The following is a 24,707-nucleotide window of genomic DNA, read 5'->3' as shown; positions in this document are numbered from 1 at the left end:
CGCCTTATATTATTATTTGGGTGAAATTATGGAAGAGAATAAACAAAAAGCACTAGCAGCGGCTCTTTCGCAAATCGAACGCCAATTTGGCAAAGGTTCGGTAATGCGTATGGGTGATAGTACAGTATCTCGTGATATAGAAGCTATTTCTACGGGGTCATTAGGTCTTGATATCGCACTAGGCATTGGCGGTTTACCTAAAGGGCGTGTCGTTGAAATATATGGTCCTGAATCCTCTGGTAAAACTACATTAACACTTCAAGTCATTGCTGAATGCCAAAAAATGGGTGGGACAGCAGCATTTATTGATGCGGAACATGCTTTAGATCCAAGCTATGCGCAAAAGCTAGGGGTGAATGTTGATGAGTTGTTGGTTTCTCAGCCTGATACAGGGGAGCAAGCTCTGGAAATCACTGATATGCTGGTGCGTTCTTCTGCCGTTGATGTAATCATCATTGACTCGGTCGCTGCTTTAACACCTAAGGCTGAAATTGAAGGGGAAATGGGTGACTCTCATGTTGGTTTACAAGCCCGATTGATGTCACAGGCTTTACGTAAATTAACAGCAAATATTAAACGTTCTAATACTTTGGTTATTTTTATTAACCAAATTAGGATGAAAATTGGTGTTATGTTTGGTAGCCCAGAAACAACAACAGGCGGTAATGCACTTAAGTTTTATGCATCGGTTCGTTTGGATATTCGCCGCATAGGATCAATTAAGAAGGGTGAAGAAATATTAGGTAGTGAGACACGTGTGAAAGTAGTTAAAAATAAAGTGGCTCCTCCTTTCAAGATGACTGAATTTGATATTTTATATAATGAAGGTATTTCCCGCGAAAGTGAGATCATCAATTTAGGTGTTCAATTGAATCTGATTGAAAAATCAGGAGCTTGGTATAGTTACAAGCAAGAAAAAATTGGTCAAGGTAAAGATAATGTCCGCCTTTATCTCAAAGAAAACCCACAAGTGGCAGAAACACTTGAGCGGCAGATTAGGAGTGAATTGCTAGAAAATAAATTACCTATGCTAGCTACTACAGATGAAGAAGACTTAGAGACTATGTAATGACTGAAGCATTTGAAAGTGCCTTACGCCTGTTAACCAGGCGTGAGCACGGCGCTTTGGAGTTATGTGATAAGTTAGAACAAAAAGGATTTAGTCAGAAAGAAGCCAAGAATGCATTAGAAGCGTGTCAACGTCTTGGTTTACAGAGTGATAGCCGTTTTGTTGAGAATTATACCAATTCGCGTCTTCGCCAAGGCTATGGACCTTTAAAAATTAGTCAGGAATTGAAAATAAAAGGTCTTGATAAGGAGCTCATTCTCGAAAAATTAGAGCAAGAAAAGGATAATTGGCTGGCTCATGCAGTGAAGGTATGGGAAAAAAAGAGTAGAGGAAAAAAAGATTTATCTTTTGACGAGATGCAAAAGCTGCAAACTTTTTTGCTTTATCGAGGATTTACAATGGATATCATCGCGCAAGTGGTCAAAACATTGAAATGATTTTTTAGAGTAGGTTTAAGTACTCTATAGATTTAATTAACTTAACTGGTAAGTAGTAAACATGAAAAGTTCTGAAATTAGACGGGCATTCTTTGATTATTTTACACAACGTGGTCATCAACTAGTAGAATCCAGTTCATTGATTCCTGCTAATGATCCAACTCTATTATTTACTAATGCAGGAATGGTGCAGTTTAAAGATTTATTTTTAGGTCTTGAAACACGCCCTTATCACCGCGCAGTGACTGCTCAGCGTTGTGTTCGCGCGGGTGGAAAGCATAATGATTTAGAAAATGTAGGTTATACAGCAAGACACCATACATTTTTTGAAATGTTAGGTAATTTTAGTTTTGGCGACTATTTTAAACGAGAAGCAATCCAATTTGCCTGGGATTTTTTAACTACCGTACTACGTTTACCAGAAGATCGTCTATGGGTTACTGTTTATAGGGAAGATCAAGAGGCGGAAGACATCTGGCTTAAAGAAATAGGTGTTTCTCCCGAGCGATTTTCTCGTTGTGGGGAAAAGGATAATTTCTGGTCTATGGGCGATACAGGTCCTTGTGGTCCTTGCACAGAAATTTTTTACGATCACGGTTCTAAAATCGCGGGTGGACCCCCAGGAAGTCCTGAAGAAGATGGTGATCGATACATCGAAATTTGGAACCTAGTGTTCATGCAATATAACAGAGACAAAGATGGACACTTGCACCCATTACCTAAACCTTCTGTTGATACTGGTATGGGGCTAGAGCGACTTGCCGCTGTGGTGCAGGGGGTTCATAGCAATTATGAGATCGATTTGTTCCAATATTTGATTAAATCTATCGCTAAACTCGGAAATAATATTGATTTAAACCACACCTCTTTAAAAGTAATCGCGGATCATATTCGCTCTTGCTCTTTCTTGATTGCCGATGGGGTAATACCAGGAAATGAAGGGCGTGGTTATGTACTCAGAAGAATTATTCGCAGAGCAGTAAGACATGGCAATAAATTAGGTTTATCTAATTCATTCTTTTCACGATTAGTTCAGCCCTTGATTGATGTTATGGGTGATGCATACCCTGAGTTGGGTACTGCAAAGGAACATATAGAAAAAATATTGGCACAGGAAGAAAATCAATTTGCTCGTACTTTGGAGCAAGGATTACGTTTGTTACAAGAACAAATGCATACCATGGGTGGGGATGAGATACCTGGTTCTATCGCGTTTAAGTTATATGATACTTATGGTTTCCCTGCTGATTTGACTGCCGATATAGCGCGTGAACAAGGTTTGCATGTTGATATGGAAGGTTTTAGTCAATTAATGCAACAGCAAAGAGAGCAATCGCAAGCAGCAAGCCAATTTACTACAGATTATCATGCGACGTCCCAGTTAGATCATAAGTCAGAGTTTCATGGTTATGAAAAGGAAATTGCTGATGGCAAGATAATCGGATTGTTAGAAGACGGGGTTGAGGTCAAAACCTTAAGTAAAGGTGTTAAGGGGGCTGTTATTCTTGATCATACGCCTTTTTATGCCGAAAGTGGTGGACAGGCTGGTGATAAAGGTATTCTTGCTGGAAAGGAATTTAGTTTCCGTGTTGATGATACTCAAAAAGTAGGCCTTGCTATAGTGCACTATGGTGAGGTTCTTGAAGGGACATTGATTTTAAATCAAGGGGTTAAAGCGCAAATAGATAATGTGAGACGTGAGGCTATTCGTTTGAATCATACTGCGACTCACTTATTGCATGCGGCCTTGAAAACCATAGTAGGCCCGCAAGTGCAACAAAAAGGTTCTTTGGTCGAAGCAGAACGAGCTCGTTTTGATTTTTCTCATTTTGAAGCATTAACTCCTATACAAGTTAGACAAATTGAATTATTAGTGAATGAACAAATTCGGCAGAATAATGAAGTTGTCACGCAGATTATGGATATAGATACAGCCAAGAAGAGCGGAGCTGTTGCCCTATTTGGGGAGAAATATGCTGATTCTGTTCGTGTGTTATCCATGGGGGATTTTTCAAAAGAACTTTGTGGTGGGACACACGCTCGTAGAACAGGAGATATAGGCTTATTTAAAATCGTCGCTGAATATGGTATTGCTAGTGGTGTACGACGTATAGATATGGTTACTGGTAGTTATGCTTTGGCTTGGGTTAACGAGCAGCAAGATCTTTTAGGTGAACTGGCTCAAAATCTGAAAACTACAGTCGGCAGTTTACGAGATAAGGTAACACAGTTGCTTGTAGATAATAAAAACCAAGAGAAAGAAATTACTAAGTTGTTAAGTGAAAAAGCCCAAAAATCTGGTGCGGATCTTTTAGCTGAAGTAGAATCGGTCCATGGAGTTAATTTGTTGATAAAACAACTCGATGGTATGGATAGTCAAACATTGAGAACGACCTTAGATAAACTTAAATCTTCCTTGGATTCCGCTGTGATTGTTTTATTCACGGTAGATGATAATAAAATGAATGTTATCGCCGGAGTCAGTAAAAATATTTTAGGAAAAGCGCCTACCGCCGCTACCTTAGTTCGTCATCTATGTGGAAAAGGAGGGGGCAGAGATGATATGGCTCAAGGAGGAGGAGTAGTTCCAGATAATTTGCCAGAAAAAATAAAGCAAATAAAGGAAATGATAAAGGGGGCGTAGTTATTTGCAGTGCTTTGTCGGGTCACTGCCATTAAGTTAAGGGATTATTTAATGCCGCGGGGATCGAAGATGGCAGTACGTTGTGGGATTAAGGGAGGCGAGGGAGAAGGATAAGGTTATTCAGGAGCTTAGCCTCGTCGGGCAACAAATTGCCCGACATTGAGCTCCGATCCCACTACCGGATTCCATGATGCGTGGCAAAAGAGTAAAACCTCTTAAGAAAAATCTTGATTTGAGATAAAGTAATTTAAAGTAGCGCTGATACAAGGAGCACGAGATGAGTTTCTTAAAAGAATTTAAACAATTCGCAATGAGAGGTAATGTAGTCGATTTAGCTGTTGCTGTCGTCGTAGGGGCTGCATTTGGCAAAATTGTTGCTTCGTTAGTTGATGGGATAGTGATGCCTTTAGTAGGCTTACTGCTCGGTGGAGTTAATATCGCTAATAAATCACTTACTGTAGGGGACGCAGTCGTTAAATGGGGTAGTTTTCTGCAAAGTGTTATTGATTTTACAATCATTGCCCTTGCCATTTTTTTAGCTATAAAATTGGTGAATCTTTTAAAGAAAAACGAAGAAGAACACCCTCCAAAGTTATCTCGCGAAGAAATATTGTTAACGGAAATTCGTGATTTATTAAAAGATAAAGTGAAGCCACTTAATAACTAATTGTAATATCCTGTATTAGGCCTTTTGTAGGGTATGTAAGAGGTCTGTTATTTGTACGAATCAGAGCATCCACCAGCTGTACTTTCATCGAAGATCTTAATCTATTTACATTTTTGGTTTTTTTAATCAAATGATGCGGATATTTGCTATACTCAATTTAGCAGTCACTTAATAAGGAAGTTTTATGAACGATCTATTCAATTTAATCGCGCTTATTATCGTTTTTGGCGTAGTTCTGTGGTTGATTAATGCTTTTATTCCTATGCCAGGAGCAATTAAAAGCCTGCTCAATGTGTTAGTTTTGATTGTTTTAATTATTTATATCCTACAATTTTTTGGTATTGTGAAAACAATTTTACCGACAATTAGGATTTTAAAATAATGAAAAGGTAGTTGATTTTATGAATTAGCTACATCAATCGAATTGGAGTTGCTACGCTTCTTGTTTGATTTGCTCTTCGATACAATTGTTACGAGAAGGCCTCTGATTTGAGTATGATATTTATTATCAACATTCATATCTTATGCAGAAGCCTATTCGTAGCATTCAATATAAAAGGATTATCTTTTTATCGAGAATACTCTTATTCGATGCGTTATTCCTCAATTTTAATTTCTATTCTTTTTTCCACTGCTTGTTCTTTTTTAGGAATGGTTATTTCTAAAATGCCATTTTTATATTTGGCACTGACTTTATTACCATCAGCAGTTTGAGGTAGGGTAAACTGTCTATGGAATTGACCCAGTGTACGCTCAACTCTGCTATAACCTTCCTGAGTTGTACGTTTTTCCTCAGAACGAGAACCGTGCAGTGTCAATATATTATTTTCCAAGGAAATATGGATATTTTCTTTTTCCACTCCCGGTAAATCGGCAATGACAAGAAATTGGTTTTTCTCTTCTTTTATATCTACTGCAGGAGCCCATTTTCCTGAGTCACTAAAGGTAAGATCATCAGTTTGGCTACTTAAGAAATTATCAATTAACGAGCCAAAATCTTTATAAATTGGAAAATAATTACGGCGTAAGCTATTCATAATAAACTCCTTATAAAATGATTGGTGTTATAGGATATATGTGGTTAAGCAAAAAAATTTCAATATTAAAGATAAGGAAAATTTTATAAGTCTCTCTAATTTATGTTTTCAATATTCAGGTATAGGCATATGAGTTATTGGTGCACTGGCGATGATATAATTCCTGGAGTGTTGTAGTATTGAATATACGCTAATTTAAACTGACTTTACCCTGTTCCATTGGGTGAGTTTAGGAGAAGACCGTATCTACATTGTCTCGCGATCTTATCCTAAATTAGTATTTAATTGCCTCCACTTTAATGGAGAGAGTGCGTTTTTTGCCTGTTTAAGCATTCGGTCACGGGTTTGTTCCTCCGCTTTTGCTAAAATTTTTTGCATCATGTTGAGTTGTTCTTGTACATTTAAAGCAGGTAACATATAGGTAATGCTATCTAAGATTTCTTCTTGAGTGAAACTTTTGAGAAGGGTCTCAAGAGCGTGTATTAGTTCTTGATCACTAAAAGATTGTTGAATTATAGGCGTCAAAGACTCTTCATCTTCAAGGTGACGCAAATAATTTGCAATAAAGCAGTTGAGTTTTCGATAAAAAAGTAATCCTTTATAAATACGTTCTTGTTTATCGGAAGAGCATATAATTTCTAAGCTGGCTTGCTCTAGCGCGACTAATTCTGATTCTTGCATTTGATGCTCATGATTGAGCTCATCTACTTGGTTTAATTTTTTTTTGATTAGCGGATGAAGGAATTTCTCCTCATGAACTGCATGAAGTTTTAATAAATCTAAAACACGCATCAAATCATTATGATTATGCTGACCAACACTGGGTAACGTGTAATCACTGCTACCAATTTGTATGGAAAAGGTAAATAAACAGTGACGCAAGGCTTTATGAATCTGAGTATAAAAATCTGTTTTCATGATTTTTCCTTATCCCGAACCGATATTAAATTTACTGCACTATAGGATAAGGATATCTATTTGACAAATTATTAATTATTATGACATCTATAAATTTTTTTATATAAAGATCATGTCTCATCATTTAATGTTTCAGAGCTTTCTTGCTGTTTATAGAACAGGATCACAAACTAAGGCCGCTGCAGAGTTATCACTGACTCAACCCGCGATTTCTCAGCACATTAAAAATCTTGAAATGCATTTGCAAAAAACATTATTTCGACGAGTAGGCAAATTTTTGGAGCCTACGGCTTTAGCACATCAATTGGCATTTTCCATTGGTTCGCATGTCGATATTTTAGACAATATATGGAATGCCTTTAAACCTAAGTCACTTTCTCAAGGAGGAATTGTTTATTTAGGGGGAATTGCCGAATTTTTTGCTACGGCTCTTGCTCCTTATATTTCGAGTTTAAACGAACATAAGATTCAAATTCGTTTTGAGATTGGCCGTGAAGTATTATTGGAAAAGCTATTGCAAGGTGAGTTGGATCTCGCACAGTTTTGCACACATGTTGTTCATCCAGGAATTACTATTGAGCGTTTATTTCACCAAGAATATTATCTTGTTGGCTCTCCTCAGTTTATTGATCTGATATCAGAAGAGGAGTTAAAAAGAGGGGATACTCGGTCTATAGACGCGCTCCCATGGGTTGCCTATGACGAAAGTTTATTGTTTATTAAAGAATATTTTCAGACGGTATTTAATAAAAGTTTTAGTGGGCACATAGCCTTAATGATTAAAGACTTATGGTCTATAGAGGCTGCTGTTGCAGGCGGTTTAGGAATTACTGTACTTCCTTCCTACTTTTGCCAAGAAATATTAAAAAATAAGAAACTAGTCATACTGCATTATCCTAAAAATCATCCAAACCACTATTTTTATCTAGGATGGAAAGATGGGGCATTGCACAACAACAAGATAAAAGTGGTGAGACAATTGTTATTAAAGGCCGCAAGTAATAAATCCTTATAAATTATGATTCGTAGGACAGAGAACCTCAAACATATTGTCTTTCTGGACTGCTTTTGCCAACATTGGTTGCGGTTCATATGGTAGGTTCTATAGCGTTTATACTAGTTAAATGCATAAGCCATGGAATATCATTTTATTGAGTAAATTGATTATTATATAACCTTTTATAGGAGAAAGTCCGTTACGAATACGGATAACTTCGCTAGGGAGAGAGATTAGAAGCACAGGGAAATTGCATCATGCTACGTTAATCATTATATAAAATGGATTGGGTGACTGGAATTATCACACATGCTGTCTTAATGAGTGTATACTCATTATAAAAGGGATTTAAATGAGGGGTTGTTTACATTTCTACTGTCGTTACCAAGCTGTCCCGATTTCTTGGCTTAGGTGGCAAAAAATGAAAACACCCTATATTGGCGAAGGTAGTTAATATGAACAGTCTAAGAAGCGATAGGAGTGCTGTAAGCAAATTGGACAAATTTAATTACTATGGGGATTTTTTTCTGTTACCGCTAATTGTTTTAGGAGATTTATTTTACATAATTAATTATTGTGTTTTTGATATCCTCGTCATTTTGAGTTTTATTGCGGGAGTTATCCTCTATGGGGCTGTGATTGAATATGGATTTCATCGTTATGTTTATCATGGCAAGATAAGAACGATAACTAGACTTCATTTAATTCACCATAAATTTCCAAAATCTTATATTTCTTCACCTCCCTATGTTACTGCGATTATTTTATTTGTGTTTCATTTGCTTTTTATCAATGTACTGGGTGTTAAATTGGGGTGTGCGCTTGCTGCTGGAATAACTTTCGGCTATTTATGGTACATTAGCATTCATCATCTCATTCATCATGTATCTTATAATGGATCTAGAGTATTAAATTATTTCAAAAGAGAACATTTGTCTCACCACGAACATGCCAAAATCAATTACTGCGTCAGCCAGCCTATATGGAACACTCTTTATCGTTGGTTAAGTTAAATAATCTTACCTTAGAGCGCTCGTAAGAAATCTAATGACCTTCAGTATTAAAGTAATAATGCAAGTTGCCGTTATTGATGTAACAGGTCGGACAATTGTGTCAGTTTAGAAGTAGGATGAGTTCCTGTCCATTGGATTAACGTGAGGTCCGGATAAGAATGTCACCTACATCGGAGGGGGAACCCCGTCTCGAAGTATCCACCAAGACAAATGTTTTGTGCATATGCTTCGAGATGGCGCAAAAAAGCTCCTCCTCAGCACGAACAAACTGGTGAGATGCTTGTCCCCATTAACTTCCTTATTCGAGGCTGACGTTAGGCCAAGCAATAAGTATAGGATGGACTATTTACCATGACCGTCCGGCTAAGGAGTTAATGAGGTAGATTTCTCTTCTTCCTCGATGGCGAGGGGATACGAAGTGGAGCAATAGTTCGAGGGCACGAAAAATCTCCTCGCACACGCTAGGAGTTTTGTTTAGAAATCGCCAATAAACCGGGGGAGAGGGTTAGAGACACCGCCATTAAGGTTAAGATATTTCAAGTTCCCGCGGTCTCGACCGCAGGGTCCATGATGTGGTTCCTGTTATGGATACCGTGGTCGATGCCACGGTAATTCGGCATTAAATAATCCCTTAACTTAATGGCAGTGAGGGCTAGGGAGAGGGCATTGGAACGGCTAATGAGCATAAAAAAACCCCGGCATAAGCCGGGATTCAGGTAGAGGAGACGGTTATAATATTAATCGCGGCCTGAAAATGCACTTAGCAGATTAAGCAGGCTGACGAACAAGTTATATATTGAGACAAACAAACCAACAGTTGCTGATATATAGTTTGTTTCACCGTTATGAATTATTTCACTGGTTTGGAGCAGAATTAGTCCAGAAGACAGGAGGACAAAAACGGCGGAGATGGTTAATTGTAAAGCAGGCATTTGAAAGAAAATACCAGCCACCATCGCTAATAAAGCAACCATGGTACCTATGAATAAAAATCCGCTTAAAAAGCTAAAGTCTTTCCTAGTGGTTAGGGCATAACCTGATAAGGCAAAGAAAATCATTCCAGTGCCACCTAAAGCAGTAGCCACTAACTGTGGGCCATTGGAAAAACTGGTTAGGTAATAGCTCAGTATTGGGCCTAGGGTGTATCCAAGAAAACCAGTAAAGGCAAAAACACTTACTAATCCCCAAACGCTATTTCTTAATGCTTGTGTTAAAAACATTAAACCATAAACACCGACTATCATTAGGATTGGGTTCATGGGACGCGCGCCAGAAGAAAAAGATAGATAGGCTGTAAAGGCGCTAAATAAGAAAGTTAAACTTAGCAACATGTAGGTATTGCGTAATACCTTATTAGTAGATAGAACTGATTCACCACGTCGTGTAAGAACGTTGACTTCATTTCTGTTCATTCTTTAGAACTCCAGTTATTTATAATTAGTCTAGCATATCTATGGGCAAGTTTCCTACATTTCAAGTTCATACCTTGAAATTTTCTAATTAACCTTTATTTAAAGATTAATAGACAAATTATTATTAGTGGGAAAAGGGGATTCTGTCAATTTTGTTTTTGGTTCCATGCTTCTATTATAGTAATATGAACCCAGGATTAATATTGGACTTCTGAGGGCAAGGTTATGGCACAAGTTGGACTAGTACAAATGGTATCCTCTACTAAAGTTACTGAGAATTTGTTACAAGTTGAACACTATATGGCTCAGGCTAAGAATGAGCAAGTAGAACTAATTGTCCTTCCTGAGAATTTTGCGTTTATGGGTATGAACGATACAGATAAATTGCAGATCGCAGAGACTTATGGGGATGGCCCAATACAGCAAAAAATAAGTCAGTTAGCTAAAAAATTTGGTATATGGATCGTTGCCGGCACTATCCCGCTAAAAGGCATGGGAACAAAAGTGAGAGCCAGCAACATTGTTTATGATGATCAAGGTTTAAGTGTTGCGCGCTATGACAAAATTCATTTATTTGACGTACGTGTTTCAGAACATGAGGCGCACCAAGAGTCTTCCACAGTAGAGCGGGGAAATGAATTAGTTGTTGTGGATACACCTGTGGGTAAGATTGGACTCACTGTTTGCTATGATCTGCGGTTTCCTGAGTTATATCAGCAACTTATGATAAGAGGTGCGCAAATATTTACAGTACCCTCCGCATTTACATCCGTAACTGGCCAAGCGCATTGGGATGTATTGCTGAGGGCTCGTGCCATAGAAAACTTATGCTATGTATTGGCAGCAAATCAAAGTGGTCAACATGAGAATGAGCGTCAAACTTATGGGCATAGTATGGTAGTTGAACCTTGGGGCAGAGTGCTGGTACAAAAAGAAGTAAGTACTGGATTAGTAACCGCTGACATTGATTTACAACGCTTACAGCAATTACGGCAGCATTTTCCGTGTATCGACCATCATGTTCTGTTTTAGACAGTTTATTAAAAAGGTAATCAAATGACACAATCATTAGCAATAGCAAAACAACTTTTACTATCTCCTGCCTCTTTAGATGAATCAGGAATAGAACAGTTATTTAAGACAATGGCAAGTCATCATATAGATGATGCTGATCTTTATTTTCAAAGTTGCAGTTATGAGTCCTGGTATTTGGAGGATTCCGAGGTAAAAAGTGGTAGCTTTTCCCTGGAAAAAGGGGTTGGTATTCGTGCTGTGAGTGGTGATAAAACAGGCTTTGCTTACTGTGATGATATTTTGTTGCCTTCGATGTTACGAGCTGCAGAAGCCGCGCGCTCCATTGCTCTTACTGGTTCTAAAGCAGTGCAATCGTTTAAAGTGAATACCACGCCAATCAGTCGTTATCAAGGACTAAATCCTATTGAGGGAATGAGCAAGCAAGAAAAGATTGCCTTATTGGAAGCAATTGATAAAGAGGCTCGCAGAATAGATCCGCGAGTGATCCAGGTGAATGCTTCATTAAGTGGTTGTTATGAAGTCGTTATGGTTGCTGCTATGAATGGCCAGATGATAGCCGATGTGCGGCCCTTGGTAAGCATTAATGTTAGTGTCATAGTTGAGGACAAACAAGGCAGAAGAGAGTCTGCTCGATCAGGAGGGGGCGGACGAGTCGCCTATTCTTATTTTACGCAAAAAGAAAATGCCTTAAGTTATGCACGTGAAGCCGTACGTGAAGCGCTCATTAATTTGGAGGCGCAACCAGCTCCCGCCGGAACCATGCCGGTGGTTCTAGGCCCAGGTTGGCCAGGGGTATTGTTGCATGAAGCAGTGGGGCATGGTTTAGAAGGTGATTTTAACCGAAAAGGTTTGTCCGCATTTTCTGGTCGCTTAGGACAGCAAGTAGCTGCTCCTGGGGTTACTGTAGTTGATGATGGAACCTTGGTCGATAGACGGGGCTCTTTAACCATTGATGATGAAGGCACTCCTTCTCAGTGCACGACATTAATTGATAATGGCGTATTAGTAAATTACATGCAGGATAAATTAAATGCCAAATTGATGGGCATGCAATCGACGGGCAATTGCCGTCGTGAATCTTATGCTCATGTACCTATGCCAAGAATGACCAATACTTATATGTTAGCAGGCCAGCATGATCCGGAGGAAATTATTCGCTCGGTACAACATGGTTTATATGCTGTAAACTTTGGTGGTGGGCAAGTTGATATTACCTCCGGCCAGTTTGTATTTTCTGCCAGCGAAGCTTATTTAATTGAGAACGGTAAAGTGACTAAACCGGTCAAAGGGGCAACTTTAATTGGTAATGGTCCTGACGTGATGAAAAAGATCAGTATGATAGGTAATGATCTCGCTTTGGATAGAGGTATTGGCGTTTGTGGTAAAGAGGGGCAGTCAGTACCTGTGGGGGTTGGCCAGCCTACTTTGAAAATAGATGCTTTGACTGTTGGTGGAACTGGTTAGTCTTAAGATCTTTAGTGGTCGGGCCTTTGGTTTAAGAGCCTGTACTGTCATCCAGAGTGTAGCGAAGGATGACAGTACTGTAGGCCGCAAAACTTAACTCAAGACAGTTGCTACGTTTTGAGCATGTTATAGGCAATAGCGGGGTTGATATGCTACTTCTTGTTCTTCAGATTGCTCGATGGAGTTGATTGCTTTTATTCTTTGCTCAACTAGTATCTTAAATTGCTTCCATAAGTCTTTTTGCATGACGAGCCATTTATATCTTAAGGCAAGTTCTTCCTCTTTGGGAGGTTCTTTAAATGAAGATAAAATATCATCTAATTTGTTTATTGAACCACACAGTTTTTCTCTTTGAGAGTTTAAAGACTCAATATTATCATCTAAATTAATGAACAAGTTAGAATGGGATAGCTCCATGACCACTTGGTTGAACATACTGTTGTCTTTAAGTGCTTCAAAGAACTCTTGTAGCTCCTCTATAGAAGGAGGGCGTCTATTTGTTGCATTAATTTCGTAGTTGACTATAAACAAAAATATTGCATGACAGTTAACAGCATGGATATAGCGGAATTCATCCATGCTATCTATGGACAATGAATTACGTAACAGAGGGTCCTTAATTTGCTGTTTAATAATGTCAAATTGTAGTTCATGCTCATTCATCAGTAGAATTGGGGAAATAGGTATTCGTAGTGGCGGTAACTGAAAGAGCGTGGTTCCTTTACACACGGATGTTGGTTGCAGCTGCGACACAGATGGAACAGGGGTATTGACAACTGGGGTGGGTGTTAGTGGTAGTGCTTGTTTTTTTTCACGAGCTATGGCAATGAGCTGATCTATGAGAACTAAATCATGGTTACTGATGGGCAAAGCTATTGTTGTTTGTCCTTTACCTAATGTTTCTCCGAGGACAAATCTGTTCGCCGAGGGTTTTAATGCTATAGTTCGACAGCCTAGCAGATCAGTTTTTTCCCGCTTGCTTAAGGCTATACCCATTAGGTTTCTAAATGAGTCGCACTGTTCAAAACCTAGTAGAGTAAGAAGCATAGGATGAACAGTAAGTCCCTGTTCTTTTAATTCGCTCATTATTCTGTCATTAAAGTGTAAATCAACTGCTTTTTTACATTGCTCAGGTGCTTGCAAAAATAGTTCAAAATGATGGGCATGATTTTCTACTAATTGCTGCAAAGCCATAGGTAGTTTCTTATCTGCATAAGTAAAATTTATTAAAGAATGATGTATTTCTGCTTGTTGTAATATAAGAAGAACAGCGTAATAAATCAGTTGCGGCCATTCTTTTTTGGTTAAACCCGGAACTTTTGTCAGATCTTGTCTTAATAATAGTTCTAGATCCTTGTCTAATTGACTGGGAATTTGAATACCTAGACTGGTGCAAAGAGACTCTAGAGTTGTTGGAAACTTGGGGGCTAATAACATAAAGACTTCACGATAATAATTTAATATTTCTGGACAAAGATTATTTTTGTCCAATTTATCCAATTTATCCAATTTATCCAATTTATCCAATTTATCCAATTTATCCAATTTATCCAATTTATCCAATTTATCCAATTGATGATTTATTTTAGTTAGAAATTCATAAATCATACGTTGTGGATAAGGATGGGAGTGTAACAACTCAATCTGAGATAAAAGAGCAACAAAATTAGCTATACTTTTTTCGCGATCGCCATTACTGTGCATTGTGCCCAGATACTCAGTAAACATCTCCTCATCTAAATCACTAATCTCTTCTCCTTCATACCACTTTAAGAAAAATATTAATTCTTTAGGGCATTGTAAGTAGGACGCCAGCAATTTATAGGTAGGTTTGTCTTTAAGAAAATGAGTTACTTGAGTTGGATTGACCCATGGTGAACGGTCAACAGAAAGAGGATCCACTTCGGAACCTGGAATGCCATTATCCTGAAGGGAATTATCTAATACTATAGATACTTTGGATTTAACAGCGCTATAAAATTTTTTAACTTGTTCTAAGGAAATTTCGCCCAGAACTGTTTTAGGTTTTGGTGCTTTCTTAGGGTTGATCCAACCGTCTCCATAAAGGAGGATAATGGTTATTAAATCAGGGTACTCTTCCTCTTTAAACAATGAGAGAGGGAGAAGCAGTAGAGGTGAATTTGGATTAATCTCGTGATAAATATTTAACTTTGCTAATAAACTGGCTATGGTATTCGACATAATAGAGCTCTTGAAAAAAACAAAAATACGAATATACATTATTCAATATTAAGGAACAATAAATGTTTATTTGTTGGTCTAGAATAAAAATTAAGGCTAAATGTGTTGTAAGAAGACTTTAGGATAAGGAATGAGCATGTCGCAACAGTCTATGACTAATTCGTTAAGTCAGTTACTTTTAAGAAAAGAAAAAGAGTCGGGCACTAAAATTTATTTAAGACAGCCCAAAAATGGAGTTTGGCATGAGCTAACTTGGGCCGATGCCATGTTGCACGCTAGGAAATTAGCTGCATTTCTTCATCAATTGGGGCTGAAAAAAGGTAGCCATGTTTCTATTTTTTCTAAAAACTGCGCTGAATGGTTTATTGCGGATTTTGGTATTTATTTGGCGGGTATGGTTAGTGTTCCTCTTTTTACTAACCAGCATGAAGAAAGTATTCATTATATTCTGGAGCACGGAGATGTTGAGTTAGTTTTTGTTGGTAAATTAGATGATCATCAGCTAGTACGTCATTATATCCCCAAGCATTTAATCACTATTAGTTTCGATTACCATGATGATTTAGAGGTGAACCACCATTGGAGTGATGTGTTGGCATCCCCACCTCTTTTTGATGTCCTGGAGCCTGATCCTGAAGACTTATATACTATTATTTATACTTCAGGGACTTCAGGCGCACCTAAAGGGGCCATGTTTACCAATCAAGCTATAACTAATTATCTGACTCTTTTTCCTCAAGACTTGAAGAACATTCGAAAATTAGATCATTATAAATTAGTTTCCTATCTTCCTTTAGCCCATATCTATGAGCGATCGGCTATTGAATTAGGGAGTGTTGCAATCGATAGTGATGTATCTTTTATTGAAAGCTTATCTCTATTCGCTAAAAACCTACAAAATATACAGCCTACATTTTTTACAGCAGTTCCTCGTATATGGAGTGTATTTCAAGAAAAAATTGAAGCAAAAATTTCGTCAAATTTATTAAAATTCTTATTAAAAATCCCTTTTCTTTCTTGGATGATAAAAAATAAAATCCTCAAAGAATTAGGATTAAACCAATGCACTAATTCCTTTTCAGGAGCCTCTTCTTTACCTTATTCTCTAATAAAATTTTTTGACAAACTTGGCGTTTATATTCAAGAAGGATATGGGCAAACAGAGGATTTAGCCTATGCTACTACTTCATTGTTGCATGATAGACGACTCGGCTATGTCGGTACGCCAAGGCTAGGAGTAGAAATTAAAGAGGGAGAAGATGGGGAGTTATTGCTTAACTCTCCTTGTTTGATGTCGGGCTATTATAAAGAAATGGAAGCAACCAAAAGAGCTTTTTCTGCGGAAGGATGGTTGCGCACCGGTGATATTGCAGAAATAGATACACAAAATAGAGTTAAAATAATAGGAAGAGTTTCTGAAAACTTTAAAAATCAGAGCGGGGAATTTGTTGCTCCATCTCCTATTGAGCAACAATTTCTATCTAATGAATTAATAGACCAATTATGCTTGGTGGGACGTGCTTTGCCTACTAATGTATTACTCGTTACTTTAAGTAATCGTGCGCGAGTGATAACTAAAGAAAAAACTGAGCAATCATTGCAAAATCAGTTAGTACAGGTAAATAGCCATCTAATGAAATATGAACGAATTAGTCATATTCTTATTGCCAAGGATGAGTGGACTCCTGGTAATGATCTACTAACCCCTACACTTAAAGTGAAACGGCGAACTGTGGAGCGGTATTATAGTAACTTAATTCAGTCTGTTTTAACGCAATCACAGCATATTGTTTGGGAAGAGGGGTTAAGTTAACCTACTGAAAAAAAACTATAATCATCTTATGTAAATGGATTTTAGTATGAGAAGAGGATCATGATGAATTACACACGTTTTTTCCCTTTAGTATTTTCTTTTTTCACCGCCACTGTTTTTGCCCAAAATTTAGTCATAGGTACTATAAATGACGATCCTCCTTTTGAGTATCAAGATGAAACCAAGAACCTTTCGGGTTTTGACATCGATGTTATGCATGAACTATGTAAGAAAACGGGAAATGAATGTACTTTTAAGACACTTAATTTTCATCAATTATTTGAATCTCTTGAGCGAAAAGAGATTGATCTGGCAATTGCCGCAATTGTCATTACCCCTGAGAGGAAAAAGCAACTATTATTTAGTATTCCTTATAAACGTAATGATCAGCAGTTTATCACATTAGCTTCCTCAACATTGAAGGACTCCTCTCAGCTTCGTGGTAAACGAGTAGGCATTTATAAAGGCGCTCCAGAAGACGCTTATGTTTATAGCCGATTTAAAGGAGATATAAATATCAAATTATATTCGGACGTTGATGATCTACTTAGTGCTTTAAAGATGAAGCAAGTTGACGCTGTTGTATTAGAATATCATCGTGCTAAGTATTGGCTTTCTGTTACGAATGATTTTAAATCGCTTGGTCGTCAATTTGAAGCCGGGGAGGGATATGGGATAGCTGCAAGATTGGGGAGTGGGAATTTAATACAACAAATTAACTCCGCCTTAGAGCGAATGGAAAACGACGGTACTTACCTGCATATATATGAGCTTTACTTTTAATCCTTAAGACGTTTGAATTGTAAACGATCTGGTTTTAACCTAAAGAATCAATCGTGTATGGCCTAGTTGTAGCTTGGCTGCAGCATCCGGAAACCCGTACAGCAAGTACTGATTAAGAGGCCAATTTATTGAGCAAGGAACTGATCTCAAAGATGCGCTCTTCAGGGGTGGTACTGTCTAAAGTAAAACGCAAGCGTTGAGGGCCTTCCATCTGATAACGTTTAGCGTGAACCTGAATTAAATTGATTAAAACAGCAGGATTTATAGATGGTTTTTCAATAAAATCCAATTTGGCTTTTTCAGCAGCTGCACTGATCTTGTGAATTCCTAATAGTTCCGCCTTTAATTTTAATTCAGTAATTAATAATAAATGTTTCACAGGGGCAGGCAATAACCCAAAGCGATCGATTAATTCGATTTGTAAATCATGTAATTGCTCTTTTGTTTTCGCGTTGGAAATTCTTTTATACATAATTAAGCGATTATGGATATCCCCTATGTAATCGTCTGGAATAATGGCGCTAATACGTAAATCAATTTCAGGCCCTTGATGTATCGGGGCTGCTAATTCCGGTATTTTTCCTGCTTTTAAATCACTTACTGCTTTATCGAGCATTTCCATGAATAAGTTAAAGCCAACAGCCTGCATATTACCACTTTGCTCTTCTCCTAAAAGCTCGCCAGCTCCTCTGATTTCAAGATCATGAGTCGCTAGGGTAAATCCTGCACCCAAATCCTCTAATGAGACTATCGCTTCCAAGCGTTTGACTGCATCAGGAGTTAGTGATTTTTCATCAGGGGTTAATAAATAGGCGTATGCTTGGTGATGAGAGCGTCCTACTCGCCCTCTTAATTGATGTAGCTGGGCTAAACCAAATTTATCTGCTCTATCGATGATAATCGTATTGGCTGTAGGTATATCTATTCCAGTTTCTATAATGGTGGTACAAACTAGGACATTAAAACGGTGATGATAAAAATCAGACATCACTCGTTCTAATTCTCTTTCTCGCATTTGTCCGTGAGCACTACGGATTTTTGCCTCAGGAACGAGAGTTTGTAAGTCCTGGCATATTCTATCTATAGTCTGTACGTTATTATGGAGAAAGAATACTTGACCGCCTCTTAATATTTCACGTAGTACGGCCTCTCTAATCACTATATCTTTTTTCTCTTGCCAAAATGTTTTAATCGCTAAGCGTTTAGCGGGCGGAGTAGCGATTAAAGAAATGTCTCTAATTCCCGCCATAGCCATGTTTAATGTCCTGGGAATGGGAGTGGCTGTCATTGATAAAATATCAACATGAGTCCTAAGCGATTTGATATGTTCTTTTTGCTTGACCCCAAAGCGATGTTCTTCATCAATAATTAGTAAGCCCAGATTCTTAAAAGCTATATTGCTTTGAAATAATTTATGAGTGCCTATCACTATATCTACTTTTCCTGAAGCCAATGCTGCAAGGACGCTTTCAGTCTCTTTGGCACTACGAAAACGAGATAATAACTCTATATTAATGGGAAAATCGGCAAAGCGGTCTCTAAATGATTCAAAGTGCTGTCCTGCTAGTAGCGTGGTAGGAACAAGTACGCAGACTTGTTTCTCATTTTGCACCGCTACAAAAGCTGCGCGCATGGCTACTTCTGTTTTGCCAAAGCCGACGTCACCACAGATGAGTCGGTCCATAGGACGAGAGGATTGCATGTCTTTTACAATTTGTTCTACGGCATTTAGCTGATCTTGAGTTTCAGTGAAGGGGAAACCACTAGCAAACTTTGTATATTCTGTTTGATTAAAATCATATTGATGGCCAGGCTGAGCCTCTCTTTTGGCATATAGATCTAGCAATTCAATAGCCACATCGTGGACTTTTTCTGCAGCTTTTTTCTTCTCTTTTTGCCATAGATCCGAACCTAGCTTATGTAAGGGGGCATGTTCACTATCTACTCCAGTGTAGCGGCTGATTAAATGTAATGAAGTGACAGGGACATAAATTTTGTCCTCGCCTGCGTAGGTTAAAACTAAAAACTCGCTGGAAATATTATTGGTAGTGATGTGCTGTAGACCTTGATAGCGTCCTACTCCAAATTGTAAATGAACTACAGGCGCGCCTAATCGCAGCTCAGCCATATCGCGAATAATTAAATCGGGATCAACCGTTTTTTGCGAACCACGGCGTTGGGGGGTACTCTGCTCACCAAATAATTGTGACTCAACAATGATGCTTATGTTGTTATTTGTTAATTCACAACCATAAATCAATGGCCCCGTTGTAATATTGATTAGTGCATTATCATGAATAAAATCATACCAGGATGATTGTATTTTGGGGGTGATGCCACTGGGTTTTAGTAGATCGAGTAATACTTCTCTGCGCCCTGCACTTTCGACGACTATTAAATAGCGACGAGAGTGAGATTGACAATACTCGCGTAAGCGACTGAGGGGCTCAGGAGTCTTCCTGTCTATAGGTAGTTGAGGTGCCTCATTAATATCAAAGTTAACTACTGTTCCCTTTTTTTCTGAAGATTTGTGATACAAGCGGAGTTGTTCGTAGGTATTTGCCTGAGTTAATAATTCGGTCGGGTTAATAAAACATTCTTGAGGAGAGAGAATAGGACGACTGATATCATAGCGCCTTTGTTCATATCGTTCAGTAAGCTCCTGCCAGAATTGTTCGCCACTATCTTGAATATTTTCAATAAGACAAATTTTGGCATTTTGAGGGAGATAATCAAAGAAAGTGACCGTCTTTTCAAAAAATAAGGGAAGAAAATATTCGATACCTGAAGGAAATTGGCCTTCAGTTATTGCTTCGTAAATGGGGCATTGACTTGGGTTTACTGGAAATGCTTCTCTAAACGCCTTTCTAAAGAGAAGTTGGCTTTGCTCATTTAAAGGAAACTCGCGCGCAGGTAAGACATTAATTTGTGGTATTTTTTCTATAGTACGCTGAGTTTCGGTATCAAATTTTCTCAAGCTCTCTATTTCGTCATCGAATAATTCAATACGAAATGGCATGTTACTTCCCATGGGGTACACATCAATAATAGAGCCACGTAGCGCAAATTCACCATGTTCTAAAACTTTATTAACACAATGATATCCGGATTGTTGTAGTTGGTTTCTAAATGCGTTCAGATCTAGTTTTTGCCCTTCTTTTAGCATTAGAGCATATTGATTTAAAAACTCTGGTGGGCAGAGTCTGTGCATTAAGGTACTGGCTGATGTGATAATTACCGCGTCAGTCACTTGTTGTAGCCGGCTTAAAGTATAGAGTCTTTCTGAGATAATATCTTGATGAGGGGAGAATTGATCGTAAGGTAATGTTTCCCAATCTGGGAAAAACAATATCTCTTGAGGCGTATTGGAGCCATTCAGAAAGAATTGTAATTCATCTTGTAATTGGCTTGCGCTAAGATTGTCTTGCGCAATAAGTAATTTTACGCCAGACGTTTGCTGACAATATTCTGCCACGGCAAGAACAAGACTACTACCCTGGAGTTGTCCCCATATTTGCTTGGTATGTGTTGGTCGATAGAGTAGTGTATTAGTCACCATGGGATTACGAAGATTATATAGCTCATCAGAAGGGGCATATTATACCTGCATATTGATTATTCTGCACCTTTAATCTGTTTGTTAGTTCGATTCAACTCAGGAAAAAGTTACAGTCTACTCAGGAAAATAATCTAGACTTTGTTGATGTTGTGAATCAAATCTTATCATTGGTTACTTTGGACTCTGACAATCAAGCGGCTATATGTGTGTAAAAAAAACACAAAAGCAGGCTGTAATTGCAAGATGCTGTATTTTTTGTTGTCAGTTATGGAGTGATTGTGTATAACATACAAATAAGGATCACGGGTGATATATCTGTTGAAGGATTGACTGAAAAATGAGCAGAATACCCGCTGAAGAACATGAAATAGTTATTCCATTAATATCCATCTCTTTCTTATTACCAATCGCCCAGTCTTTTAACTGATTTGTGACTTCTAGAGCAACCTGTTTGCCTTGATCATCATGAATCTTAGATAAAGTTGCCGAAATTTTTTCACTTGCCAATTCTCCTTCTGGTAAGCCATAGTCTGTTAGGAGACGAGGATAGCAGAGCTTTGACTCAGTAAAGAAAGCTTCTTTACTTGTTGCTTTTAATTTCCGAGTAGCAATTATAGTTTGTACTCTTTTCACTACGAAGTGTGAAAAGAGACTAAAGCCTTGCTAATTGATTCCACTTCTGTCGTGCAACCTCGGCTGTCTAGGTGGACGTTCGACCCGGATGTTACTTTGTTTCACCCGGGCAATTGAGTTTATTTGGCTTAGAGATTACTCATGCATTAAGCTGCAGCCCCCTCTATTTCAAAATTGATTTCTCTATGTTGCTCATGATTGAGTACTAGCTGGGATAAATAGAGAGTCACAAGACTAAGAGGCAAAAGAGCAATTAAATCATAGGGAAAACTCAACACTCCTATACCACCGAAAGAGCCTAAATAGGAAACGAGGAGTAGCGAGGTCATATAAAACATAAACCAGTACAGGGGATAGTTGGGAGTAAAGAGACTTTTGCCTTGATAGAACAGGGTAATGGCAAGCCCTATAACTAATGCTACATCCAGTTTCCAGAGAATGGAAAAACCGCACCAGTACAACATCAAATTACAAAAATAAAATGCTGAATAGGAGCAAAGTTTATGACCAGCCAGTTTGAATGGTCTGGGGGTGTCGGGTTGTAATTTTCTCATGGCAAGAAGGCATATAGGGCCGATGCTATAAGAAAGAATACTGGCTGAAGACAGAAACGCGACAAGTTTTTGCCAACCGGGGAAGGGGAGGAAAGAAAAAATCCCTACTAAAAAATTGGCATAAAGAGTGATGTAGGGAATTTTATGGCGATTTACTTTTAAAAACACTTTAGGTAAGTGTTGATTTAAAGCCATTCCATAGACAATACGCGATGTTGCTGCAGTATAAACAAGGGTTGTGCCGAAAGGAGAAAAGGCTGCATCTATCATTAATAAGGTTGCTACAGTACCGAGTCCAAGTAATAAGGTTAATCCTACTAAGGGGCCGCTATCGCCGGGGTAACTTAAAGCATGCCAACCTTGGGTTAAATATTTTTGTGGCATGGCGGCTATAAAGCTTAGTTGCAACAGGAAGTATAAAATAAAACCTATCAGAACCGCCCCTAAAATAGCTATTGGAATATTGCGTTGAGGGTTTTTTACCTCACCGGCGAGAATTAAACCATTTTGAAATCCGGTAAAGGCAAAAGCGATTCCTCCCGCAGAAAGTGCAGTAAAGATATTGACCCAACTGGTTTTATCTCCTAATTGAATAGCAACATTTGCCATAGACGGGGCGCTCTGCAAAAGAGCAATAATGGCGATGCTGGGTAAGGCAAATTTGATGATACTTGCGTATTTATTACATTCAGCAAGCATTTTAATGCCATAAGAGTTTAACAAGACAACAAAAAGCATAATGCCTATGGCTACTACATAACCATAACCAGAGAGCGTTAGCGTGGATGAATCAGCGACGATGAGGGAGGGGAAAAAATGGCTGGAATATTGCAAAATAGCTTGAATTTCTATAGGTGTCATCACCACATAGGAAAGCCATGAGGTCCAAGCAAATAAAAAACCCACTTCACGGCCATGAGTGTAAGTCGGGTAATTAGACATACCGCCAGAAACAGGGAACATGGTGCCCAGCTCGCATAGAGGTAAGGCAATGAATAGCATGAATAGGGTAGCGATTATCCAACTAATTAATGCATTAGGTCCCGCCATTTGAGCACTTATGAAGGGGCTGAAAAGCCATCCCGAACCGATCATGCCTCCCGCAGAAGCAACTAGAATATTGGTTGTTGATATATCTCTCTTAAGCACAGTCACTTCCTTTTCTAGGTTTAATGATATTAGATCTTTTATCTAACCCCCATTGCTCTTCAAATTACCCCTCTGCATCTGCCGCTATTAATGATGTTTCTAATTCTTTTAAATCCATTTCAACAGACTCAATTTTTTGAAAACGAGAAGTGATTTTTTTAGCCGAAGTATTCACTTCATTGACATCCTGATGAGCCAGATCAATATGTTTTGATAATTTATCCATGCGCTTTTCAAAACGTTGGAAATCATCAGCAAGAGCGTGCAGATGCTTTTGGATAATGTGTACTTGTTTCCGCGTTGCGTCATCTTTTAGTACCGCTTTGGCTGTAGTAAGAACGGCCATTAGCGTGCTTGGTGAAACGAGCCAAACCTTGAGTCTTTGTGATAAGGAAATTAAATCAGGGTAGTTAGCATGAATTTCTGCAAAGATAGACTCCGCAGGGATAAACATCATTGCACCATCAGTAGTCTCATTAGGAACAATATATTTTTCAGCGATGTCTTTAATATGTTTTTGAATGTCTTGTTTAAATTGCTGTTGTAAGGATTTTCTTTCAATAGATGCAGCATCTGCATTAATTAACCGTTGATAAGTTTCTAAAGGGAATTTGGCATCTATAACCACATTTCCAGTAGGATCTGGTAAAAATAAAATGCAATCAGCTCGCTTTTGATTGCTTAACGTATACTGCATTTGGTAATGAGTCGCAGGTATCATATTGCTGATTAAAGTCGACAGCTGTACCTCACCAAAAGCTCCTCGTGCTTTTTTGTCTACAAGTACATCTTGTAAACTGACTACATGACTGGAGAGTTCGGTTATTTTCTTTTGCGCTTCATCAATAATAGTTAATCGTTTGACCACATCAATAAAGGTAGAAGATGTTTTTTCAAATCCTTCATTGAGTTTATGATTGACTTGTTGTGTTAATGAGTGCAGATGAGTGCGAATTTCTTCAGTCAAGGTTTGCAAATGAGAGGTAAGTGAGCTGGCATGCTGTTTAAAACTATGGCTCATTTGTTCGCGAACGTCACTCATTTGTTTTTGTACAGTATCACTGATAAGTGATTGAACAGTTAGTTGTCCCTGAGCAATCTTTTCATTGACTACAGTTTGGCTGCTTTGGTATGACTGAGCCAAGTCGAGTTGCAGCTGATGAAGTTGCGTGGTAAAGGTTTGCTGCATTTGTTGACTGAGTTGTTCACTTAATATCCTTTGTTGATTTTGTTTTTTTAAAAACCAAAATAGCAGAAAAAACTGAAGGGCTATAGCATAAGCCATGCCCTCCATAAGGGTCATAGAAGAAAAAAATAACAT

At 38.3% G+C, this 24,707-nt stretch carries 19 protein-coding genes; 11 read left to right on the top strand and 8 right to left on the bottom strand.

The window, feature by feature from the left end; all coding sequences use genetic code 11:
* Positions 1 to 28: 28 nt before the first annotated feature.
* From recA to LFA_RS08705, 5 genes are all read left to right on the top strand, one after another.
* Positions 29 to 1,069, top strand: a complete 1,041-nt coding sequence (recA, locus tag LFA_RS08725) for a recombinase RecA (protein WP_045095853.1) — start codon at positions 29 to 31, stop codon at positions 1,067 to 1,069.
* Positions 1,069 to 1,506, top strand: coding sequence for a recombination regulator RecX (recX, locus tag LFA_RS08720; protein WP_045095852.1), 438 nt, complete (start codon positions 1,069 to 1,071; stop codon positions 1,504 to 1,506). Before recA ends, recX begins: the two co-directional genes overlap by 1 nt.
* 61 nt (positions 1,507 to 1,567) lie before the next feature.
* Positions 1,568 to 4,150, top strand: a complete 2,583-nt coding sequence (alaS, locus tag LFA_RS08715) for an alanine--tRNA ligase (protein ID WP_045095851.1) — start codon at positions 1,568 to 1,570, stop codon at positions 4,148 to 4,150.
* A gap of 277 nt (positions 4,151 to 4,427) precedes the next feature.
* Entirely contained in the window at positions 4,428 to 4,817 is a 390-nt protein-coding gene (mscL, locus tag LFA_RS08710) for a large-conductance mechanosensitive channel protein MscL (RefSeq protein ID WP_045095850.1), read from the top strand.
* A 184-nt stretch (positions 4,818 to 5,001) separates the two neighbouring features.
* Positions 5,002 to 5,199, top strand: coding sequence for a Thivi_2564 family membrane protein (locus tag LFA_RS08705; RefSeq protein WP_045095849.1), 198 nt, complete (start codon positions 5,002 to 5,004; stop codon positions 5,197 to 5,199).
* A gap of 214 nt (positions 5,200 to 5,413) precedes the next feature.
* Here LFA_RS08705 and LFA_RS08700 read toward each other — a convergent pair whose 3' ends face one another.
* Positions 5,414 to 5,854: an Hsp20/alpha crystallin family protein gene (locus LFA_RS08700; RefSeq protein WP_045095848.1), complete on the bottom strand. Its 441-nt coding sequence runs from the start codon at positions 5,852 to 5,854 to the stop codon at positions 5,414 to 5,416.
* A 264-nt stretch (positions 5,855 to 6,118) separates the two neighbouring features.
* Positions 6,119 to 6,772, bottom strand: a complete 654-nt coding sequence (locus tag LFA_RS08695; RefSeq protein ID WP_045095847.1) for a hemerythrin domain-containing protein — start codon at positions 6,770 to 6,772, stop codon at positions 6,119 to 6,121.
* A gap of 112 nt (positions 6,773 to 6,884) precedes the next feature.
* On the opposite strand from LFA_RS08695, the gene LFA_RS08690 reads away from it, so the two are divergent.
* On the top strand, positions 6,885 to 7,787 hold the full coding sequence (locus LFA_RS08690; protein ID WP_045095846.1) for a LysR family transcriptional regulator: 903 nt from the start codon (positions 6,885 to 6,887) through the stop codon (positions 7,785 to 7,787).
* A 437-nt stretch (positions 7,788 to 8,224) separates the two neighbouring features.
* Positions 8,225 to 8,782, top strand: a complete 558-nt coding sequence (locus LFA_RS08685; RefSeq protein ID WP_045095845.1) for a sterol desaturase family protein — start codon at positions 8,225 to 8,227, stop codon at positions 8,780 to 8,782.
* A gap of 737 nt (positions 8,783 to 9,519) precedes the next feature.
* On the opposite strand, the gene LFA_RS08680 is transcribed toward LFA_RS08685, so the two are convergent.
* The gene (locus tag LFA_RS08680; RefSeq protein ID WP_045095844.1) at positions 9,520 to 10,194 is read right to left on the bottom strand and encodes a Bax inhibitor-1/YccA family protein; all 675 of its coding nucleotides are present in this window, start codon (positions 10,192 to 10,194) and stop codon (positions 9,520 to 9,522) included.
* A gap of 225 nt (positions 10,195 to 10,419) precedes the next feature.
* Between LFA_RS08680 and LFA_RS08675 the strand changes: the two genes are divergently transcribed.
* Together LFA_RS08675 and tldD are read left to right on the top strand one after the other, a co-directional pair.
* Entirely contained in the window at positions 10,420 to 11,226 is an 807-nt protein-coding gene (locus LFA_RS08675) for a carbon-nitrogen hydrolase family protein (protein WP_045095843.1), read from the top strand.
* A 24-nt stretch (positions 11,227 to 11,250) separates the two neighbouring features.
* Positions 11,251 to 12,693 (top strand): metalloprotease TldD, encoded by a 1,443-nt coding sequence (tldD, locus tag LFA_RS08670; protein ID WP_045095842.1) that lies wholly within the window; start codon positions 11,251 to 11,253, stop codon positions 12,691 to 12,693.
* A 126-nt stretch (positions 12,694 to 12,819) separates the two neighbouring features.
* Here tldD and LFA_RS08665 read toward each other — a convergent pair whose 3' ends face one another.
* Positions 12,820 to 14,895, bottom strand: coding sequence for a hypothetical protein (locus tag LFA_RS08665; protein WP_045095841.1), 2,076 nt, complete (start codon positions 14,893 to 14,895; stop codon positions 12,820 to 12,822).
* A 136-nt stretch (positions 14,896 to 15,031) separates the two neighbouring features.
* Here LFA_RS08665 and LFA_RS08660 point away from each other — a divergent pair, with 136 nt between their 5' ends.
* Positions 15,032 to 16,708 (top strand): AMP-binding protein, encoded by a 1,677-nt coding sequence (locus tag LFA_RS08660; RefSeq protein WP_052673909.1) that lies wholly within the window; start codon positions 15,032 to 15,034, stop codon positions 16,706 to 16,708.
* Between the two features lie 60 nt (positions 16,709 to 16,768).
* Complete coding sequence (locus LFA_RS08655; RefSeq protein WP_045095839.1) at positions 16,769 to 17,491, top strand: transporter substrate-binding domain-containing protein; 723 nt, start codon at positions 16,769 to 16,771, stop codon at positions 17,489 to 17,491.
* Between the two features lie 112 nt (positions 17,492 to 17,603).
* Here the strand turns inward: LFA_RS08655 and mfd are convergent, their stop codons facing one another.
* The 4 genes from mfd to LFA_RS08635 form a co-directional block, all read right to left on the bottom strand.
* Positions 17,604 to 21,050, bottom strand: a complete 3,447-nt coding sequence (gene mfd / locus LFA_RS08650) for a transcription-repair coupling factor (protein ID WP_045095838.1) — start codon at positions 21,048 to 21,050, stop codon at positions 17,604 to 17,606.
* Positions 21,051 to 21,350: 300 nt separating this feature from the next.
* On the bottom strand, positions 21,351 to 21,683 hold the full coding sequence (locus tag LFA_RS08645; protein ID WP_045095837.1) for a hypothetical protein: 333 nt from the start codon (positions 21,681 to 21,683) through the stop codon (positions 21,351 to 21,353).
* Positions 21,684 to 21,829: 146 nt separating this feature from the next.
* Positions 21,830 to 23,386: an APC family permease gene (locus tag LFA_RS08640; RefSeq protein ID WP_045095836.1), complete on the bottom strand. Its 1,557-nt coding sequence runs from the start codon at positions 23,384 to 23,386 to the stop codon at positions 21,830 to 21,832.
* A gap of 64 nt (positions 23,387 to 23,450) precedes the next feature.
* Positions 23,451 to 24,707, bottom strand: a complete 1,257-nt coding sequence (locus LFA_RS08635; RefSeq protein ID WP_045095835.1) for a DNA recombination protein RmuC — start codon at positions 24,705 to 24,707, stop codon at positions 23,451 to 23,453.

Source organism: Legionella fallonii LLAP-10 (assembly GCF_000953135.1).
Taxonomy (GTDB): Bacteria; Pseudomonadota; Gammaproteobacteria; order Legionellales; family Legionellaceae; genus Legionella; species Legionella fallonii.
The sequence above is the reverse complement of the archived record's forward strand: the minus strand, read 5'-3'. Positions and strand labels throughout refer to the sequence as shown.

Bases quoted from the DNA above. Each gene is read 5' to 3' on its own strand.
- alaS (WP_045095851.1), top strand. From the start codon at position 1,568: ATGAAAAGTTCTGAAATTAGACGGGCATTCTTTGATTATTTTACACAA.
- LFA_RS08680 (WP_045095844.1), bottom strand. From the start codon at position 10,194: ATGAACAGAAATGAAGTCAACGTTCTTACACGACGTGGTGAATCAGTT.
- LFA_RS08700 (WP_045095848.1), bottom strand. From the start codon at position 5,854: ATGAATAGCTTACGCCGTAATTATTTTCCAATTTATAAAGATTTTGGC.
- mfd (WP_045095838.1), bottom strand. From the start codon at position 21,050: ATGGTGACTAATACACTACTCTATCGACCAACACATACCAAGCAAATA.
- LFA_RS08690 (WP_045095846.1), top strand. From the start codon at position 6,885: ATGTCTCATCATTTAATGTTTCAGAGCTTTCTTGCTGTTTATAGAACA.
- LFA_RS08665 (WP_045095841.1), bottom strand. From the start codon at position 14,895: ATGTCGAATACCATAGCCAGTTTATTAGCAAAGTTAAATATTTATCAC.
- LFA_RS08660 (WP_052673909.1), top strand. From the start codon at position 15,032: ATGTCGCAACAGTCTATGACTAATTCGTTAAGTCAGTTACTTTTAAGA.
- mscL (WP_045095850.1), top strand. From the start codon at position 4,428: ATGAGTTTCTTAAAAGAATTTAAACAATTCGCAATGAGAGGTAATGTA.
- LFA_RS08685 (WP_045095845.1), top strand. From the start codon at position 8,225: ATGAACAGTCTAAGAAGCGATAGGAGTGCTGTAAGCAAATTGGACAAA.
- recX (WP_045095852.1), top strand. From the start codon at position 1,069: ATGACTGAAGCATTTGAAAGTGCCTTACGCCTGTTAACCAGGCGTGAG.
- LFA_RS08675 (WP_045095843.1), top strand. From the start codon at position 10,420: ATGGCACAAGTTGGACTAGTACAAATGGTATCCTCTACTAAAGTTACT.
- LFA_RS08705 (WP_045095849.1), top strand. From the start codon at position 5,002: ATGAACGATCTATTCAATTTAATCGCGCTTATTATCGTTTTTGGCGTA.
- recA (WP_045095853.1), top strand. From the start codon at position 29: ATGGAAGAGAATAAACAAAAAGCACTAGCAGCGGCTCTTTCGCAAATC.
- LFA_RS08695 (WP_045095847.1), bottom strand. From the start codon at position 6,772: ATGAAAACAGATTTTTATACTCAGATTCATAAAGCCTTGCGTCACTGT.
- tldD (WP_045095842.1), top strand. From the start codon at position 11,251: ATGACACAATCATTAGCAATAGCAAAACAACTTTTACTATCTCCTGCC.
- LFA_RS08635 (WP_045095835.1), bottom strand. From the start codon at position 24,707: ATGTTATTTTTTTCTTCTATGACCCTTATGGAGGGCATGGCTTATGCT.
- LFA_RS08655 (WP_045095839.1), top strand. From the start codon at position 16,769: ATGATGAATTACACACGTTTTTTCCCTTTAGTATTTTCTTTTTTCACC.